Source organism: Streptomyces sp. NPDC014733, from assembly GCF_043083385.1.
In the GTDB taxonomy this organism is placed as follows: domain Bacteria; phylum Actinomycetota; class Actinomycetes; order Streptomycetales; family Streptomycetaceae; genus Streptomyces.
Genome location: NZ_JBIBYO010000013.1, coordinates 94626 through 111261, shown reverse-complemented (window position 1 = coordinate 111261; position 16636 = coordinate 94626). Strand labels below are relative to the sequence as shown.

At 73.4% G+C, this 16636-nt stretch carries 13 protein-coding genes and 1 pseudogene; 11 read left to right on the top strand and 3 right to left on the bottom strand.

Annotated features, from left to right (window positions below; all coding sequences use genetic code 11):
* Window positions 1-146 precede the first annotated feature (146 nt).
* Window positions 147-1133, bottom strand: a complete 987-nt coding sequence (locus ACF1BH_RS25355) for an ATP-binding protein (RefSeq protein ID WP_391645917.1) — start codon at window positions 1131-1133, stop codon at window positions 147-149.
* A 101-nt stretch (window positions 1134-1234) separates the two neighbouring features.
* Here ACF1BH_RS25355 and ACF1BH_RS25350 point away from each other — a divergent pair, with 101 nt between their 5' ends.
* Entirely contained in the window at window positions 1235-2092 is an 858-nt protein-coding gene (locus ACF1BH_RS25350) for an oxidoreductase (RefSeq protein ID WP_391645915.1), read from the top strand.
* Between the two features lie 542 nt (window positions 2093-2634).
* On the opposite strand, the gene ACF1BH_RS25345 is transcribed toward ACF1BH_RS25350, so the two are convergent.
* Entirely contained in the window at window positions 2635-3489 is an 855-nt protein-coding gene (locus ACF1BH_RS25345) for an HAD family hydrolase (RefSeq protein ID WP_391645913.1), read from the bottom strand.
* 471 nt (window positions 3490-3960) lie between these two features.
* Here ACF1BH_RS25345 and ssd point away from each other — a divergent pair, with 471 nt between their 5' ends.
* From ssd to ACF1BH_RS25310, 7 genes and pseudogenes are all read left to right on the top strand, one after another.
* Window positions 3961-5106: a septum site-determining protein Ssd gene (gene ssd / locus ACF1BH_RS25340; protein WP_391645911.1), complete on the top strand. Its 1146-nt coding sequence runs from the start codon at window positions 3961-3963 to the stop codon at window positions 5104-5106.
* Window positions 5099-6322, top strand: coding sequence for a TadA family conjugal transfer-associated ATPase (locus ACF1BH_RS25335; RefSeq protein ID WP_391645909.1), 1224 nt, complete (start codon window positions 5099-5101; stop codon window positions 6320-6322). Before ssd ends, ACF1BH_RS25335 begins: the two co-directional genes overlap by 8 nt.
* On the top strand, window positions 6319-7410 hold the full coding sequence (locus tag ACF1BH_RS25330) for a type II secretion system F family protein (RefSeq protein WP_391645907.1): 1092 nt from the start codon (window positions 6319-6321) through the stop codon (window positions 7408-7410). Before ACF1BH_RS25335 ends, ACF1BH_RS25330 begins: the two co-directional genes overlap by 4 nt.
* Window positions 7411-7625: 215 nt before the next feature.
* A complete protein-coding gene (locus tag ACF1BH_RS25325; RefSeq protein WP_391645905.1) occupies window positions 7626-8210 on the top strand; it encodes a type II secretion system F family protein in 585 nt (194 codons plus the stop codon).
* Window positions 8211-8392: 182 nt separating this feature from the next.
* Window positions 8393-8578 carry a DUF4244 domain-containing protein gene (locus tag ACF1BH_RS25320; protein ID WP_391645903.1) on the top strand — a complete coding sequence of 62 codons (186 nt, stop codon included), beginning with the start codon at window positions 8393-8395 and terminating at the stop codon, window positions 8576-8578.
* Window positions 8579-9125: 547 nt separating this feature from the next.
* On the top strand, window positions 9126-9500 hold the full coding sequence (locus ACF1BH_RS25315; protein ID WP_391646060.1) for a TadE family type IV pilus minor pilin: 375 nt from the start codon (window positions 9126-9128) through the stop codon (window positions 9498-9500).
* Window positions 9460-9750, top strand: a pseudogene (locus tag ACF1BH_RS25310) (Rv3654c family TadE-like protein); the annotation flags it as partial. The gene ACF1BH_RS25315 and the pseudogene ACF1BH_RS25310, both read left to right, overlap by 41 nt.
* Before the next feature lie 278 nt (window positions 9751-10028).
* On the opposite strand, the gene ACF1BH_RS25305 reads toward ACF1BH_RS25310, so the two are convergent.
* On the bottom strand, window positions 10029-12545 hold the full coding sequence (locus ACF1BH_RS25305; protein WP_391645901.1) for a DEAD/DEAH box helicase: 2517 nt from the start codon (window positions 12543-12545) through the stop codon (window positions 10029-10031).
* Between the two features lie 81 nt (window positions 12546-12626).
* Here ACF1BH_RS25305 and bldG point away from each other — a divergent pair, with 81 nt between their 5' ends.
* The 3 genes from bldG (at window position 12627) to ACF1BH_RS25290 (ending at window position 16534) form a co-directional block, all read left to right on the top strand.
* Window positions 12627-12968: an anti-sigma factor antagonist BldG gene (gene bldG / locus ACF1BH_RS25300; RefSeq protein WP_004571875.1), complete on the top strand. Its 342-nt coding sequence runs from the start codon at window positions 12627-12629 to the stop codon at window positions 12966-12968.
* 109 nt (window positions 12969-13077) lie between these two features.
* On the top strand, window positions 13078-13497 hold the full coding sequence (locus ACF1BH_RS25295; RefSeq protein WP_391645898.1) for an ATP-binding protein: 420 nt from the start codon (window positions 13078-13080) through the stop codon (window positions 13495-13497).
* A 622-nt stretch (window positions 13498-14119) separates the two neighbouring features.
* Window positions 14120-16534 (top strand): sodium-translocating pyrophosphatase, encoded by a 2415-nt coding sequence (locus ACF1BH_RS25290; RefSeq protein ID WP_391645896.1) that lies wholly within the window; start codon window positions 14120-14122, stop codon window positions 16532-16534.
* Window positions 16535-16636 lie beyond the last annotated feature (102 nt).

The window sequence follows — 16636 nt, the reverse complement described above, 5'->3', positions numbered from 1 at the left end:
GCGTCGCCTTGCTTTTCGCTCACCTTTTTCGGTGGGTTCCTGCTCTGAAGGGTTTCTTCCGGTAAAGCCGCGCGGACGGCCGGGGTGCGGGAAAGGCGGGCGCGGGCGCGGCCGGCGGTGACGCTCCGGCCACCGCCGGCGGCGAATCAGGCCGGCTGCGGGGTCGCCGCCCCCTCGGAGAGAAGGAATGCCGGATCGACCTGCGCGGCGAGGTCCGCACCGGTCTTCGCGTTACCCCAGCTCTCCGCGTTCCGCAGATGGAAGTGGACCATCTGGCGGGTGTAGCGCTGCCAGTCGCGCTGCGGGTACGTGGCATCGGCGGCGCCGTGCAGGGTCTCCAGGGCGCGGCGGTTGACGCCCTCCAGCTCGGCGAAGGGTGCCGGGCGGCCCTTCTCCATGGCGCGCACCCAGTCCGAGTGGCCGACCGTCACCAGCAGGTCGTCGCCGACCTCCGCGCGCAGGAACGCGAGGTCGTCGGGGCCCTGCACCTTGTTGCCCACCACCTTGAGGCTGACGTCGAAGTCCCGCGCGTACTCCTTGTACTGGCGGTAGACGGCGATGCCCTTACGGGTCGGCTCGGCGACCAGGAACGTCATGTCGAAGCGGGTGAACATCCCGGAGGCGAAGGAGTCCGAACCGGCGGTCATGTCGACGACGACGTACTCCTCCCGGCCGTCCACCAGGTGGTTCAGGCACAGCTCGACCGCGCCGACCTTGGAGTGGTAACACGCGACACCCAGGTCGGACTCGGTGAACGGGCCGGTGGCCATCAGCCGCACCGAGGAGTCGTCGAGGGGCACCGTGCGGGCGCAGGTGTCGTAGACGGGGTTGTCGCCACCGACGCGCAGCAGCTGCGAGCCGTCACCGGGGGGCGTCGTCTTGATCATCGTCTCGGCGGAGGCGATACGCGGGTTGCTGCCGCGCAGATACTCCTTGATCAGCGGCAGCTGGGCGCCCATCGCGGGCAGTGCGGCGGCGGCCGCGTCGTCCAGGCCCAGGGCGGCCCCCAGATGCTGGTTGATGTCGGCGTCCACCGCGATCACGGGGACGTGGGCGGCCGCGAGATGGCGGATGAACAGGGAGGACAGGGTGGTCTTGCCGCTGCCGCCCTTTCCTACGAAAGCGATCTTCATGTTCACCAACAGTAATCTGCTTATCGCGCTCAGTGAGAAGCTCGCGTGAAGAAGACCACTCCATCGGGGGGCGCGGCCACCTGGTGCGTAGGGTCGTACCCATGGCTGCAGACACCCGGGGCACGGCCCCGAAAACCCCGCAGGCGGGCGCCGATCCGCTGGCGGCTCTCGCATCGCTCCCGGGCGTCGTCGACGCGGTGGACTCCGTACGCAAGGGCGTGGACCGGCTCTACGGGCACCGCATCATGCGCCGCCGCAGCGTGGAGGTCACGTCCGAGGCGGCGCTGCGTGGATCGCGTGGCTCCGCCGCGCTCGCGGGGGCCGACTGGGCGCTGGAGGAGGTCCGGCGGCGCACCGACTTCAGTGCGGACGGTGAACCGGCGACGGTCGGCGCGGCGCTGCGGCTGACCGCCGAGGCGGGCCAACTGCTCAGCGTGTGGCGGCAGTCGCCGCTGCGGGTGCTGGCGCGGCTGCACCTGGTGGCGGCCGGTGGCGGCGGCGCGGACGACACCGCCGGGCGGCCGCGACTGGCGGGGGAAGGGGTCGACGAGCCGCTGATCGAACTGCCGCTGCCCGGCGCGGACGAGGTGGCGGGACGGCTGGACGGCCTGGCGCGGCTGCTGCTCGCGGGCAGTGAGGCGCCCGCGCTGGTGACCGCCGCCGTGGTCCACGGCGAACTGCTGGCGCTGCGCCCCTTCGGCTCGCACAACGGTCTGGTCGCGCGCGCCGCGGAGCGCATCGTGCTGATCGGCAGCGGCCTCGACCCCAAGTCCATCTGCCCGGCCGAGGTCGGCCACGCGGAACAGGGCCGGGCCGCCTACGCGGCCGCGTTGGAGGGGTATGTCTCCGGCACGCCCGACGGGGTGGCCGCCTGGATCGCGCACTGCGGGCGCGCGGTGGAGCTGGGCGGCAGGGAGTCCACGGCGGTCTGCGAGGCGCTGCAACGCGGCGCCGCCTGAGTGACGCGGGCGGCCTTGCCACTGCCGGGGATCCCGGCAGCGCGGCCGGGGCCGGACAGGAGTTGCGGCGGTACGTGGTGCTGATACGTACCGCCGCTGGCATGTCCGCCGCGTGACCATGCGTGCACTTTCTTTGCCCATCAGGCCGGAGAACTCTGTCCGTCGCCTGGTGCGGCTGGCCCGTAATCGACGGGTCGGCGTCGCGTGGGTGCGCGGCATTCATGCATCGGTCCGTGGGCCTTGCTGCGTTTCAGGTGATCCTCTCGGATGTCCTTGGTCTCGCGGGCCGTGATTCCTTTGTACCCCAGCCCCGGGACAAGGGGAACCCTTCATCTCAGATCTTTACTTTTGCCTTCAATAACGGGCAACACGGGTAAAGGGGATGGAGATCCGTCAGATATGCGATGCCCCGCCATCGGGGATTCCCGCGGGCCGGCGCCGCCTTTCCGGGAGATCTCCGGGGTTCGGCCGCGAAGGCGTCAGGGGATATTCCGGGCCGGGGCAGGGGCGCCTCGGGGTTTCCTTCCTCGGCGTCCCGCCACTCAGGCCAGGAAGCTCCGGCGCCGCCGCGCCGCGTACCGCACCAGGCTCGCGCCGACCGCCGCCGCACCCACTGCCGCGACCAGGGCGAGCACCGGCCGGGAGGGCAGCGCGGGCAGCGGCCGGGTGAGCGGCACCGGGCGGCTGAACGACAGCACCGGCCACTCCCGGGCGGCCGCCTCCCGGCGCAGCGCCCGGTCCGGGTTGACGGCGAAGGGCCGGCCGACGGCCTCCAGCATGGGGACGTCCGTCGCCGAATCGCTGTACGCGAACGACCGCGTGAGGTCGTACCCCTCGGTCGCGGCCAGCTCCCGCACCGCCTCCGCCTTGGTGGGCCCGTAGGCGTAGTAGTCGATCTCGCCGGTGAACCGGCCGTCGTCGCCGACGGCCATCCGCGTCGCCACCACCCGGTCGGCGCCCAGGAGTTCGCCGATCGGCTCGACGACCTCCGCGCCCGAGGTGGACACGATCACGACGTCCCGGCCGGCCGCATGGTGCTCCTGGATCAGGGAGACGGCCTCGTCGTAGATGATCGGGTCGATCAGATCGTGGAGCGTCTCGGCGACGATCTCGCGGACCTGTGCGACGTCCCAGCCGCGGCACAGCGACGAGAGATAGGCGCGCAGCCGCTCCATCTGGTCGTGGTCCGCGCCGCCCGCGAGGAACAGGAACTGCGCATATGCGGTACGCAGCGCGGCCCGGCGATTGATCAGGCCACCGCGGTAGAAGGACTTGCTGAACGTCAGCGTGCTGGACTTTGCAATGACCGTCTTGTCGAGGTCGAAGAAGGCAGCGGTACGGGGCATCGAGTGGCGCACGGAGGGGTTTTCCACAGGGCGAGCATAGGCTCCCTCCATTCGGGGGTAAGGACTGCGCGTGGGTTTGCTTGAGAAGGCTCTCGGGTACACCATGGAAGTCACGGATCGTTCGCGACCGTGCTAACCCGGTCCGGCTCCTCCCCCCCCCGAGTCGGCCGAGGAAGACGACCCCCGCTCTCCCCCCCGGCGGGGGTCGTCGCATGTCCGGACGCATTTCTCGGCGCCCGGCCGGGGCGCCGCCCTCCTTTCCCCCTCTTCTTCGCGCTGCCGCGCCCTCGCGGCCGAGGCGCCTCTCCGGTCACTCTTCGTATCCATCAAGCTGCTCTGTGGATGCTCGCCAATCCGCCGCGCGGCATGCGCACGGTCGCCGGAATAGGTGACGGGAATATGCACAACACGGAGTTGTCCACAGGTTTTGACCAAGATCCCCGCGGATTTCCCGATCGCCCCACGCTAAAAGTCCGCGACAGCGCGGAAGAGCGGTACGCGATGCGACAAGGGGGATGGAACATGCCTGGATCCATGGTGTCCGGCGAGGCAGGCGTAACGGACGAGGAGCGTCCGGGACCGCTTCTCGTCACCGAGGACGAGCAGTTGCTGGACGACCTCGTGCGGCTCTGCGCCGCGGCGGGTGTGGTGCCGCAGTCCCGGCCGGATCTGCCCCCGCGCGGGGCGTGGCCGCAGGCACCGCTGGTGGTCATCGGGGAGGACTGCGCGGCGCGGCTGCGCGGGGCGGGACGCCGCGACGGCGTCGTCCTCGCCGCGCGGGACGCGGACCGGGCCGAGGTCTGGCGGCTCGCCGTGGACCTGGGCGCGGAGCGGGTGATCACGCTGCCCGAGGGGGAGCGGTGGCTCGCCGACCGGATCGCCGACGCGGTCGAGGGCACCGGGCCCGCCGCGCTCACCATCGGCGTCCTCGGCGGTCGCGGCGGCGCCGGGGCATCCACCCTGGCCTGCGCCCTCGCCGTGACGGCGGCGCGCAAGGGCCTGCGCACGATGCTGGTGGACGCCGATCCGCTGGGCGGCGGGCTGGACGTACTCCTCGGGTGCGAACGGGAGGAGGGGCTGCGCTGGCCGGCGTTCCGCGAGTCCCGGGGCCGGGTCGCGTCCGGTGCGTTGGCCGGTTCGCTGCCCCGGGCGCACTCCTTACGGGTGCTCAGCTGGGACCGCGGCGCCGAGGTGGCGATCCCGCCCGCGGCGATGCGGGCGGTGCTGGCGGCGGCCCGCCGGCGCGGTGGGGTCGTGGTGGTGGACCTGCCACGCCGGGTCGACGAGGCGGTGGCGGAGGCGCTCGACCAGGTGGATCTGGGGCTGCTGGTGGTGCCCGCCGAGCTGCGCGCCGTCGCCGCCGCCCGGCGGGTGGTGGCCGGGACGGCCGGGGTGCCGCGGGATCTGCGGGCCGTCGTCCGGGGCGTACCGGGTGCGGCGCCGGCGCTGGGCGACGAGGAGATCGCCGCCCTGGTGGACCTGCCGCTGCTGGGCGAACTGCCGTGGGACCCCGAGCCCGTTGACGGTACGGCGAGGGGCGTTCCGCCCGGGGCGCGCGCCCGCGGACCGCTCGCCCGGTTCTGCGCCGCGTTCTGGGAGCGCGCGTTGCCGGAGGCGGGCAGGGCGCCGGGGCAGGTGCGGGATGCGGGGAGGGACGGCGATGAGTGACGTACTGCTGGATGCGGTGCGGCGGCGGCTCGCGGAGGCGGGAGCGGAGCCCACGGCGGCACGGGTGGCGCTCGCTCTGCGGGAGGAGGGCCGGGTCCTGGGGGACGCCGAGGTGCTGGGCGTGGTGGCGGCGCTGCGGTCCGAGATGGTGGGCAGCGGCCCGCTGGAGCCGCTGCTGGCCGAACCCGAGGTGACGGACGTCCTGGTCACCGGCGCGGACGAGGTGTGGGTGGACCGCGGCGGCGGATTGGAACGGACGCCGGTGCGCTTCCGGGACGCGTCCGAGGTGCGGCGGCTCGCGCAGCGGCTGGCGGCGGTGGCCGGGCGGCGCCTCGACGACGCCCGGCCCTGGGTGGATGCCCGGCTGCCGGACGGCACCCGGCTGCACGCGGTGCTGCCCCCGGTGGCGGTGGCGGGCACCTGCCTGTCGCTACGGGTCCTGCGGCCGCGGGTCTTCGGCCTGGCGGAACTGGTGGCGGCCGGGACGGTGCCGCCGGGCGGCGACGCGCTGCTGCGGGCGTTACTGGCGGCCCGGGTGTCCTTCCTGGTCAGCGGCGGTACGGGCAGTGGCAAGACGACATTGCTGTGTGCGCTGCTCGGGCTCGTCGGTCCTGCCGAGCGGATCGTGCTGGCCGAGGACTCCGCGGAGCTGCGGCCGGTCCACCCCCATGTGGTGCGGCTGGAGACCCGCCCGGCCAACCAGGAAGGCGTCGGCCGGGTGACGCTGCGGGACCTGGTCCGCCAGGCGCTGCGGATGCGGCCGGACAGGCTGGTCGTCGGGGAGGTGCGCGGCGCCGAGGTGACCGACCTGCTGGCGGCCCTCAACACCGGCCACGAGGGCGGCTCGTGCACGATCCACGCCAACGCCGCCTGCGACGTCCCCGCCCGGCTGGAGGCGCTCGGCTCCACCGCCGGGCTGGACCGCGCCGCCCTCCACAGCCAGTTGGCGGCCGCGTTGTCAGTGGTGCTGCACCTCGTACGGGACCGGGAAGGGCGGCGGCGGATCGCCGAGATCCACGTCCTGGAGCGGGACCGCGGCGGCTTCGTGGTGACCGAACCGGCCGCCGTGTGGAGCCCGGACGGCTTCGTGGCGGCGGACGGCTGGGGCCGGTTGATGCGGCTCTGCGAGCGGGGCGGAGCGCGCGTCCGCCCGGCCGGGGGCCCGGTGGGGGCGCGTACGGCGGACGGTGCGCCGGTGCGGGAGGTGGCACGGTGACGGGGGACGTGGCGCTCGCTTCCGTGGTGGTGGCAGCGGTGGTGTGGTGGGCCTGCACGGCCGGGTGGCCGGCGGTGGCCCGGTGGCGGGAGTGGCGGCGCAGGGCCCGGTGGCTGGTTGCGGAAGCCGGAACGGGCGCGTCGCCGCCGGTCGCCCGTGGGGGGCTCGGGGGCGCGCGGCCCCGCCGCGGGCGCGTGTGGGAGACGGACGCCAAGTGGTGGAGCGGCGGTCCCTGGGCGAGGCCACACCTCTCGTGGCCGGGCGCGGGACGGGAGTTGTGGTGTCTGCCCGGCGGGCTGTTGCTCGGCGTGGTGGGGGGATCGGTGCTGCCGGTGCTCGCCTCCCTGGGGGCGGTGTTCGTGGTCCGCCGGGTCCTGGCGGCGCGGCAGGCGGGACGGGCGCGGGACCGGCGCGCGGCGGCCGTGATCACGCTCTGCGCGACCGTGGCGACCGAACTGCGCGCCGGACGTCAACCGCATCGTGCGCTCCTCGCCGCCGGTGTGCCGGACCTGGGCGACGCGGGCTCCGCGATCCTGGCCGCCGCCCGGTACGGAGGCGATGTGCCCCGGGCGCTCCGAGCGGCGGCGGTCCTGCCGGGGGCCGACGGGCTGAACGGCGTCGCGGCGTGCTGGCGGGTCGCGGTCGAGGGCGGCGCCGGACTGGCCGCGGGTCTGGAACGCATCGCTGCGGCTCTCCGGGCCGGACGTGACCAACGGGACGAGCTGAACGCCCAGTTGGCGGGCCCGCGGGCCACGGCGCTGATGCTCGCCCTGCTCCCCGCCTGCGGACTGCTGATGGGCACGGCCCTGGGTGCCGATCCCCTGCGGGTCCTGCTGCACACCCCGTTCGGCTGGGTGTGCCTGGTGGTCGGCGGGCTCCTGGAGTGGGCCGGTGTCGCCTGGACTGCTCGCATCGTCGCCGGAGCGCTGCCGCCCACGGAGGCGCGGCAGCGGGGTGGTCGGCGGGGCGGTCGGCGGGGCGCGGTGCCGGCCGACCGGCCCGCCGGAAGAAGGCCCGGTGCCCGGTACGGCCTGCCGCCGGAAGGCGCGGCGCCGTCGGCCCGGTGTACGGAAGGGGTTCCGGTATGAGCGCGGAAGTTGTCCACAGGGTGTGGATGGCCGGTGCGGTGGCGCTTACGCTCCTCGCCGGGGAGCGGTGGTGGGCCTGCCTTCGGCACACCCGCCGGAGGCGGATCGTACGCAGACGGGCAGGTGTCCTGGGGCACCGGCTCCCCGAGGGGAGGAGGCCCGAGGGGCGCGGTCGCCGGTGGGCGCCGGGGGCCGGGTGGCTCAGGGAGTGGCCGGTGCCGTTGGGCGCGGCGTGCCTCGTGCTCCTGCTCGTCGACGGGGCGCCCGGAGCCGTGGCGGGCGTCGTCGCCGGGTACGCCGCCCACCGCTGGCGGCTGCGGCAACGTGCCACGGAGGCCGATCGGTCGAGCCGGTACGCGGTGCGGGCCGAACTGGCCCCGGCGGGGGACCTGCTGGCCGCGTGCCTCGCTGCGGGCGCGGGGCCACGGGAGGCGGCGGAGGCGGTCGGCCGCTCGCTGGACGGCGCGGTCGGGGAGCGGTTGCGCAACATCGCGGCCGAACTGCGGCTGGGCGGCGAACCGGCGGCCGTATGGCAGCGGTTGGCGGAACTCCGCGGCGCCGAGGGGCTGGCGCGGTGCATGGCGCGCGCCGGGATATCCGGGGCGCCCGCCGTGGACACGGTCGCCCGGCTCGCCGCCGAACTGCGGTCGGACGCGGCCCGGTCCACGGCCGCACGGGTCCGGCGGGCGGGCGTCCTGGTGACGTTGCCCCTGGCCGCGTGCTTCCTCCCGGCGTTTCTGACGCTCGGGGTGGCACCGGTGCTGATGGGGCTCGCCGGGGGCCTGCTGGGGCATCGGTGAGGCCCCGGGAGGGCCCGGGAGGGCCCGCGCGGACCGGCGTGACCGGTCCGTGCGGCGGCGAGCCGGTGCCGGCGCGCGGGGTTCGCCCTTCTGTCTCATTCATCAGTTGCGCTCTTCGGCGAGCACTCACTTCGGCAACTGGCTCTTTCGACACAACACATGGACACAAGGAGGAAACGGAGATGTTCCGACGGTGGCGAGCGGCGGTGCGTGGGTGCCGCGACCGGGGGATGACCACGGCCGAGTACGCGGTGGGGACCTTGGCCGCGTGTGCACTGGCCGCGGTGCTCTACAAGGTGGTGACCAGCGCGGCGGTGCAGACGGCGCTCCGGTCGTTGATCGAGAGGGCGCTCGATGTCCAGTTCTGAGGGGCGCCGGGGTACGCGGCGACGCGCGGCGGCAGGAATGCGGCGCACCGCGAAGGGAACGCGGCGCGCGCCGAACGGCCCCCGGGTGACGGCGGCCGGACGACGTACACCGGGCCGCCACCGGGCGGCCCGAGGAGAGCGGGGACGGGGATGGCGAGGGCGGGCGACCGCCACCGGGCAGGTGGGCAACGGAACGCGCCCGCCGCGAAGGGCGGCAGCCGACGCCTCCGGGCCGGATGGCCGCGCCTCCGCCCCGGAGGCAGGCGCGCCGAGGGGCGTCGCCCGGCGGGCTCGGGAGCCGGGACCGGACGGTCGCCCCGGTGCCGGAAACGCCGCCCCTGGTCGTACGGCCTTCGGGGACGCGGGCGGGACCGCTGGGAGGGCCGGGACCAGATCGGCGGGTGGTGTGCGGCGCGATTCCGGTGAGCGGGACGCCGACGCCAGGTCAGGGGCGGGGGAGACCGTGCAACTCCGGTACGCCGCGGGCGCGGAGCGGACGTGGTACGTCCGGCGGGCGAGCTCCCGGGATGCCCCGCCCCTCCCGTTCGTGCCGCCCCGGTCGTCACGCCCCCGGCGCCCGACGGGAAAGGACGCGGGTTTCGTCACGGCGGAGGCCGCGCTGGTGATGCCGGTGCTGGTGGTGGTCGTGGCGGCGCTCATCTGGGGGCTGATGGCGGCCTGCGCCCGTATCGAGTGCGTGGATGCCGCGCGGGCCGGAGCGCGGGCGGCGGCGCGATCGGAGCCGCACGGTGCGGTGCTCCGGGCGGCCCGCGGCGCCGCACCGTCGGATGCGCGTGTGGTGGTGTCCCGCGAAGGCGATCTGGTGCGGGTGCGGGTCGCGGCGGAGTTACCGGGCCTCGGGCGCCTCACGGTCCGCGTCGGTGGAGAGGCGGTGGCCCTTGCGGAGGACACGGTGCGATGACCGGGGCTCGGCAACGGTGTGGACGGTCTTCGCCGCGGCGGCGCTGTGCGCGGTGTTCGCCGCCCTGCTCGCCCTGGGGCAGGCTGTCGTGGCCAGGCACCGGGCGGGCGGCGCCGCGGATCTGGCGGCCCTGGCCGCGGCCGACCGGGCCGGTCAGGGCCCGGCGGCGGCCTGCGCCGAGGCCCGGCGGGTGGCGGTGGCGCAACGCGCCCGCCTGGTGCGCTGCGCGCTGAACTCCGCCGTCGCCGACGTGTCGGCCGAGGCGGGGGAAGCCCCTTTCACGGCCCGGGTCCGCTCCCGGGCCGGGCCGCCGGAGGCCGGGACGCCGACGGACGGCCGGTCGTACGAAGGGTTACGCGGCGCCGACCCGTCCGAGGCCGGCCGGCCGAAGGCCGAAGCGGCGCCGATCCCCCGCGACCCGGCGCCGATCCCCCGCGACCCGGCGCCGATCCCCCGCGACCCGGCGCCGACCCCCGCGACGCGGGCCCGGCAGCACAAGCGCCTCGCAACGCCACGGTGCCGTGCCGGCTACCCGCCGCCTTCCGCCCGCTCCGTCCTCTCCGCCCCCTCCGGCGCCCCGCGCAGCAGTTCCGTCAGAAGGCGGATCGCCCCGCGCTTGTGCAGCGGCTCGTTGCCGTTGCCGCACTTGGGGGACTGGATACAGGACGGGCAACCGGCCTCGCATTCGCAGGCGGCGATGGCGTCGCGGGTGGCCGCGAGCCAGTCGCCGGCCGTGTGGAAGGCGCGTTCGGCGAAGCCGGCGCCGCCCGGATGGCCGTCGTAGACGAAGACCGTGGGAAGGAGGGTGTCGGGATGCAGCGGTACGGACACGCCGCCGATGTCCCAGCGGTCGCAGGTCGCGAAGAGCGGCAGCAGACCGATCGAGGCGTGCTCGGCGGCGTGCAGCGCACCTCCGAGCTGCTCGGGATTGACGCGGGCGGCGTCGAGCTGGTCCTCGGTCACCGTCCACCACACCGCACGGGTCCGCAGCGTCCGCGGCGGCAGGTCCAGTTTGCTCTCGCCCAGCACCTCACCGGTGACGAGTTTGCGCCGCAGGAAGGAGACCACCTGGTTGGTGACCTCGACCGATCCGAAGCACAACCGGCCCGCGCCCCAGGGCACTTCGGTCTCCGTTTCGAGGACGGAGATGGCCGTGGTGTCCCGCGCGGTCGTGGAGTACGGCGGATTGGCCTCCGAGACCAGCGCGACGTCGTCCGCCAGATCGAGGTGTTCGACCACGTACGTACGGCCCTGGTGGAGGTGGACGGCGCCGTCGTGGACCGTCGTATGGGCCGCGGCCGCGTCCACCGTGCCCAGCAGGCGCCCCGTGCCGGTCTCGACGATCTGCACCGGGGAGCCGCCCTGCCCGCGGATGTCGGTCAGATCGCAGGCCCGCTCGCGGCGCGTCCAGTGCCAGGCCCGGGCGCGCCGCCGCAGCAGATTCGCCGCCTCCAGCTGGGGCATCAGACCGGCCGTCGTGGGCCCGAAGAGCGCGAAATCCGCCTCGGTGAGCGGGATTTCCGCCGCCGCGGCGCACAGGTGCGGGGTGAGGACGTACGGGTTGTCGGGGTCCAGCACCGTCGACTCGACCGGCTGGTCGAACAGCGCCTCGGGGTGGTGGACGAGATAGGTGTCCAGCGGGTCGTCGCGGGCCACCAGCACCACCAGCGCCCCCTGCCCCGACCGCCCGGCGCGTCCCGCCTGCTGCCACAGGGAGGCGCGGGTGCCGGGATAGCCCGCGATCAGCACGGCGTCCAGACCGGAGACGTCCACACCCAGCTCCAGCGCGGTGGTGGCGGCGAGCCCGAGCAGTTCGCCGCCGTGCAGCGCCCGCTCCAGGGCACGCCGCTCCTCGGGCAGATATCCGCCGCGGTACGCCGCGATCCGGGCGGGCAGCGTCCGGTCCACCTCGGCGAGCCGTTCCTGCGCGATCAGAGCGATCAGCTCGGCGCCCCGCCGGGACCGTACGAAGGCGACGGTCCGGACGCCCTGGACCGCCAGATCGGTCAGGAGGTCGGCGGTCTCGGCGGTGGCGGTACGGCGGACGGGGGCGCCCTGTTCGCCGTGGAGTTCGGTCAGCGGCGGCTCCCACAGCGCGAAGACCGTCTCACCGCGCGGCGAGGAGTCGTCCGTGATCTCCACCACGGGCAGCCCGGTGAGCCGGCCGGCGGCCTCGGCGGGTTCGGCGGCGGTGGCGGAGGCGAGCAGGAAGACCGGCGCGGAGCCGTAGCGGGCGCACAGCCGCCGCAGCCGCCGGATCACCTGGGCGACGTGCGAGCCGAACACGCCGCGGTAGGTGTGGCACTCGTCGATGACGACATAGCGCAGCGCGCGCAGGAAGGAGGCCCAGCGCGGGTGCCCGGGGAGGATGCCGCGGTGCAGCATGTCCGGGTTGGTCAGCACGTAGTTCGCGTACTGGCGTACCCACTCGCGCTCCTCCACGGGGGTGTCGCCGTCGTAGACCGCCGGGCGGATCGCGTCGCCGAGCGGGGCGGCCAGCTCCCGCACGGCGCGCCGCTGATCGGCCGCGAGCGCCTTCGTGGGGGCGAGATAGAGCGCCGTGGCGCCGCGCCCGCCCACCGGTGGCGCCCCGCGCTCGCGCGGCAGCCGCCCCGTGGCGGCGGGCCGGGCACCGTCCAGGAGGGTGGACAGCACCGGCGTCAGATAGGCGAGCGACTTGCCCGAGGCGGTGCCGGTCGCGATGACGACGGAGGTGCCGTTCAGCGCGTGCTCGGCGGTGACGGCCTGATGGGTCCAGGGGTGGTCGATCCCGGCGTCCCGGAGGGCGGCGATCACTTCCGGCCTGATCCGTTCCGGCCAGTCGGCATGGCTGCCCGGACGCGGGGGCAGGTGCTCCGTATGAGTGATGCGTGCAGCGCGGGTCGCACCCCTGGCGAGACGGTCGAGAATGATGCCGGGGGATGGGTTTGCGCCCGCATCCGTCGGGAGTCGATTGGAGGCCATCGGCACCGAGTCTGTCACCGGTGTGACGGACAATGCTGAAAGGGCGTCGTGCACGCCTGCTGGTAAGTGATTGAATGCCATCGCGGCTGCCGATCCGTCCCCTACCTTCGGTGGGGAGGCCCCAGGGGGGCGACCGCTCGATAGCAAGGTGCTGGAGGATCCGTGGACCTGTCCCTGTCGACCCGGACCGTTGGCGACCGTACGGTCGTCGAGGTCGGTGGCGAGATTGATGTATACACCGCGCCCAAGCTGCGGGAGCAGCTGGTCGAGCTTGTGAACGACGGCAGCTACCACCTTGTGGTGGACATGGAGCGTGTCGACTTCCTGGACTCCACCGGGCTCGGCGTCCTGGTGGGCGGGCTCAAGCGTGTGCGTGCCCATGAGGGCTCGCTGCGCCTGGTCTGCAACCAGGAGCGCATTCTCAAGATCTTCCGTATCACCGGACTGACCAAGGTGTTCCCGATTCACACCTCGGTCGACGAGGCCGTCGCAGCGACCGACTGACGGCTCCGCGGTGCCCGCGCGCAGGTGCGGGTGAGGAAGAAGTGTGGGGGGTACCGGGCGAAGTCGTCCGGCCCCCTGCGTTGCACGTCCGCAAATCGAGGGGGATGGCATGGCCACCGTCGAACTCCGCTTCAGTGCCCTGCCCGAGCACGTCCGGACCGCGCGTCTGGTCGCGGCCGCGGTGGCGAGGCGCGCCGGGGTGGACGAGGCGGTGCTGGACGAGGTGCGGCTCGCCGTCGGAGAGGCGTGCAGCCGGGCCGTCGGCCTGCATCTGGCGCACGGTATCGACGCGCCCGTCCACGTCGCCCTGATCGAGGACGAGAAGAAGTTCGCGATCGAGGTCGGCGACGACGTGCCGAGCGGCCCCGGGGAGCACGCGTCCGACGACGACTCCGAGGCGGACGGCGAGGACGAGATGGGCCTCGCGGTCATCAGCGGGCTGGTCGACGATGTCGAGGTCACCTCGGGGGCCGACGGAGGTCTCATCCGGATGAGCTGGCCGACCGCCGCGGCCACGGCCACCTCGTAGGGTTCCCGCCGGGCCGTTCGCCGGGCGCTTCGGGAGTGTCCGACGCCCGACCGGGGCCTTGAGCGCGACCGGGGCCTTGAGTGCGGCTCGGCCCGCGCACCGCCGTACTTCCCGTACTCCCGTTCCGCGCGCCATCAGGCCCGGCGCGGACTTCGTCGTACGTTCAGCTGCGTCGTCGCGCCGGTCCGGTGCATCGCACCTTCCGCGCCGCCAGGCCCCGGAGCGGCCCGCCTCGGTCCCGGCGTTCCGATCCAGCCGCAATCTGACGTGACGTCAGCGCGATTCTCCTCCGTGTGAGGCTCCTGTATCTCCGTCCGGAGAAACGTTCCTCACGTCTGTCGCGATGGGGGCGTAATCGTCTTCCGGGGCGCAAGTGGCGGCTTTGAGCAGCGGTGATCAGTAGGAAACTGAGATCATCGTTCAGTGGTCAGCCAATTAGCTGCTTTCCATCGTCCGGGCTAATTCGGCGGGCGCGGTCCTTTTGATCTTCCCGGCTGCGGCCGAATTGCGTTTCCGGCGCACTGTTTTGATGCCGTGCGGCTCCCTACAATCCGTCCACATCTTGCTCAGTTCGCCTGAGCGTGCTCGCGCGCGCCCATGTGCCAAACGTCAAGGAGGACGAATGGCGGGGCCATACACCCCTCAGTCGCTGAACTCCCCCTCCCTTCTCGCCGGACCATCGCTGACGGCGGGCAACCGCGGCATCGTGCTGGTGATCGCCGTCATCGCACTGGCGGCGCTGGTCGTCGCCGCGGTGCTGGTACGTCAGGTGCTCGCAGCCGGCGAGGGAACCGACAGTATGAAGAAGATCGCCGCCGCGGTGCAGGAAGGCGCGAAAGCGTACCTGGCCCGGCAGTTGCGCACCCTCGGCGTATTCGCCGTGGTGGTCTTCTTCCTGCTCATGCTGTTGCCCGCGGACAATTGGACGCAGCGGGCGGGCCGCAGTGCGTTTTTCTTGATCGGTGCCGGATTCTCGGCGGCCACCGGCTATATCGGCATGTGGCTCGCCGTACGCAGCAATGTGCGGGTGGCGGCCGCGGCCCGGGAAGCCACTCCGGCCGCGGGCGAGAACGACGGGATCGGAAAAAAGGATCTTACGGCGGTCTCGCACAAGGCGATGAAGATCGCTTTCCGTACGGGCGGCGTCGTCGGCATGTTCACCGTCGGCCTCGGCCTGCTCGGCGCGTCCTGCGTGGTGCTGGTCTACGCGGTCGACGCGCCCAAGGTGCTGGAGGGCTTCGGTCTGGGCGCCGCGCTGATCGCGATGTTCATGCGGGTCGGCGGCGGCATCTTCACCAAGGCCGCGGACGTCGGCGCGGACCTCGTCGGCAAGGTCGAGCAGGGCATCCCGGAGGACGACCCGCGCAACGCCGCGACCATCGCCGACAACGTGGGCGACAACGTCGGCGACTGCGCCGGGATGGCCGCCGACCTCTTCGAGTCGTACGCGGTGACGCTGGTGGCCGCGCTCATCCTCGGCATGGCGGCGTTCGGCGACGCCGGGCTGGCCTTCCCGCTGGTGGTGCCGGCGATCGGTGTGGTCACCGCCATGATCGGCATCTTCGTCGTCGCGCCGCGCCGCGCGGACCGCAGCGGGATGACCGCCATCAACCGCGGCTTCTTCATCTCCGCGACGATCTCGCTGGTCCTGGTGGCGGCCGCGGTGTTCACCTACCTGCCGTCGACGTACCAGGGGCTGGCGGGCGTCACCGACCCGGAGATCCTCGGCCGGCCCGGTGACCCGCGGATCCTCGCGCTGGTCGCCGTCGCCATCGGCATCGTGCTCGCCGCGCTGATCCAGCAGCTCACCGGCTACTTCACCGAGACCGGACGGCGCCCCGTCCAGGACATCGGCAAGACCTCGCTGACCGGCCCCGCGACCGTCGTGCTCTCCGGCATCTCGATCGGCCTGGAGTCGGCGGTCTACTCGGCGGTGCTCATCGGCCTCGCGGTCTACGGGGCGTTCCTGCTCGGCGGCGCCTCGATCATGCTGGCGCTGTTCGCGGTGGCGCTGGCCGGTACGGGGCTGCTCACCACCGTCGGCGTCATCGTCGCCATGGACACGTTCGGGCCGGTGTCGGACAACGCGCAGGGCATCGCCGAGATGTCCGGCGATGTCACCGGCGACGGCGCGCAGGTCCTCACCGATCTCGACGCCGTCGGCAACACCACCAAGGCGATCACCAAGGGCATCGCCATCGCGACGGCGGTGCTGGCCGCGGCCGCGCTGTTCGGTTCGTACCGCGACGCCCTGGCGACGGCGAAGCAGGCCGTCGGCAAGGCGGCGAGCGGGATGGGGCTGAGCCTGGACATCTCGCAGCCGAACAACCTGGTCGGGCTGGTCCTCGGCGCCTCCGTGGTCTTCCTCTTCTCCGGGCTGGCCATCAACGCGGTGTCCCGGTCGGCCGGTGCGGTCGTCTTCGAGGTGCGGCGGCAGTTCCGCGAGCACCCGGGGATCATGGATTACTCCGAGCAGCCCGAGTACGGACGCGTCGTCGACATCTGCACCAAGGACGCCCTGCGCGAACTGGCCACCCCCGGGCTGCTCGCCGTGCTCACCCCGATCGCGGTGGGCTTCGCCCTCGGGGTCGGTGCGCTCGGCTCGTTCCTCGCCGGCGCGATCGGCACCGGCACGCTGATGGCGGTGTTCCTGTCGAACTCCGGCGGCGCCTGGGACAACGCCAAGAAGCTCGTCGAGGACGGGCACTTCGGCGGCAAGGGCAGCGAGGCGCACGAGGCGACGGTCATCGGCGACACCGTGGGCGACCCCTTCAAGGACACCGCGGGACCGGCGATCAACCCGCTGCTGAAGGTGATGAACCTGGTGGCGCTGCTGATCGCCCCGGCGGTCGTGAAGTTCAGCTTCGGCGCCGACGAGAACATCGGGGTGCGCATCGGCGCCGCCGCGCTCGCCCTGCTGATCATCGTCGGCGCGGTGTACCTCTCCAAGCGGCGCGGTATCGCCGTGGGTGACGAAGACAACTCCCAGAAATCCGCGAAGGCCGCCGAGACCGCGAAGACGGTCGCCGCGTCCTGATGGCGGGAAGGCGTCTTTGACGACGTGACAGACGGGTGGCGGGCGCTCGGGGCGGGCGCCCGCCACCCGTCCTCGTCCGAGTGCGGAAGACCTCACCTTCCT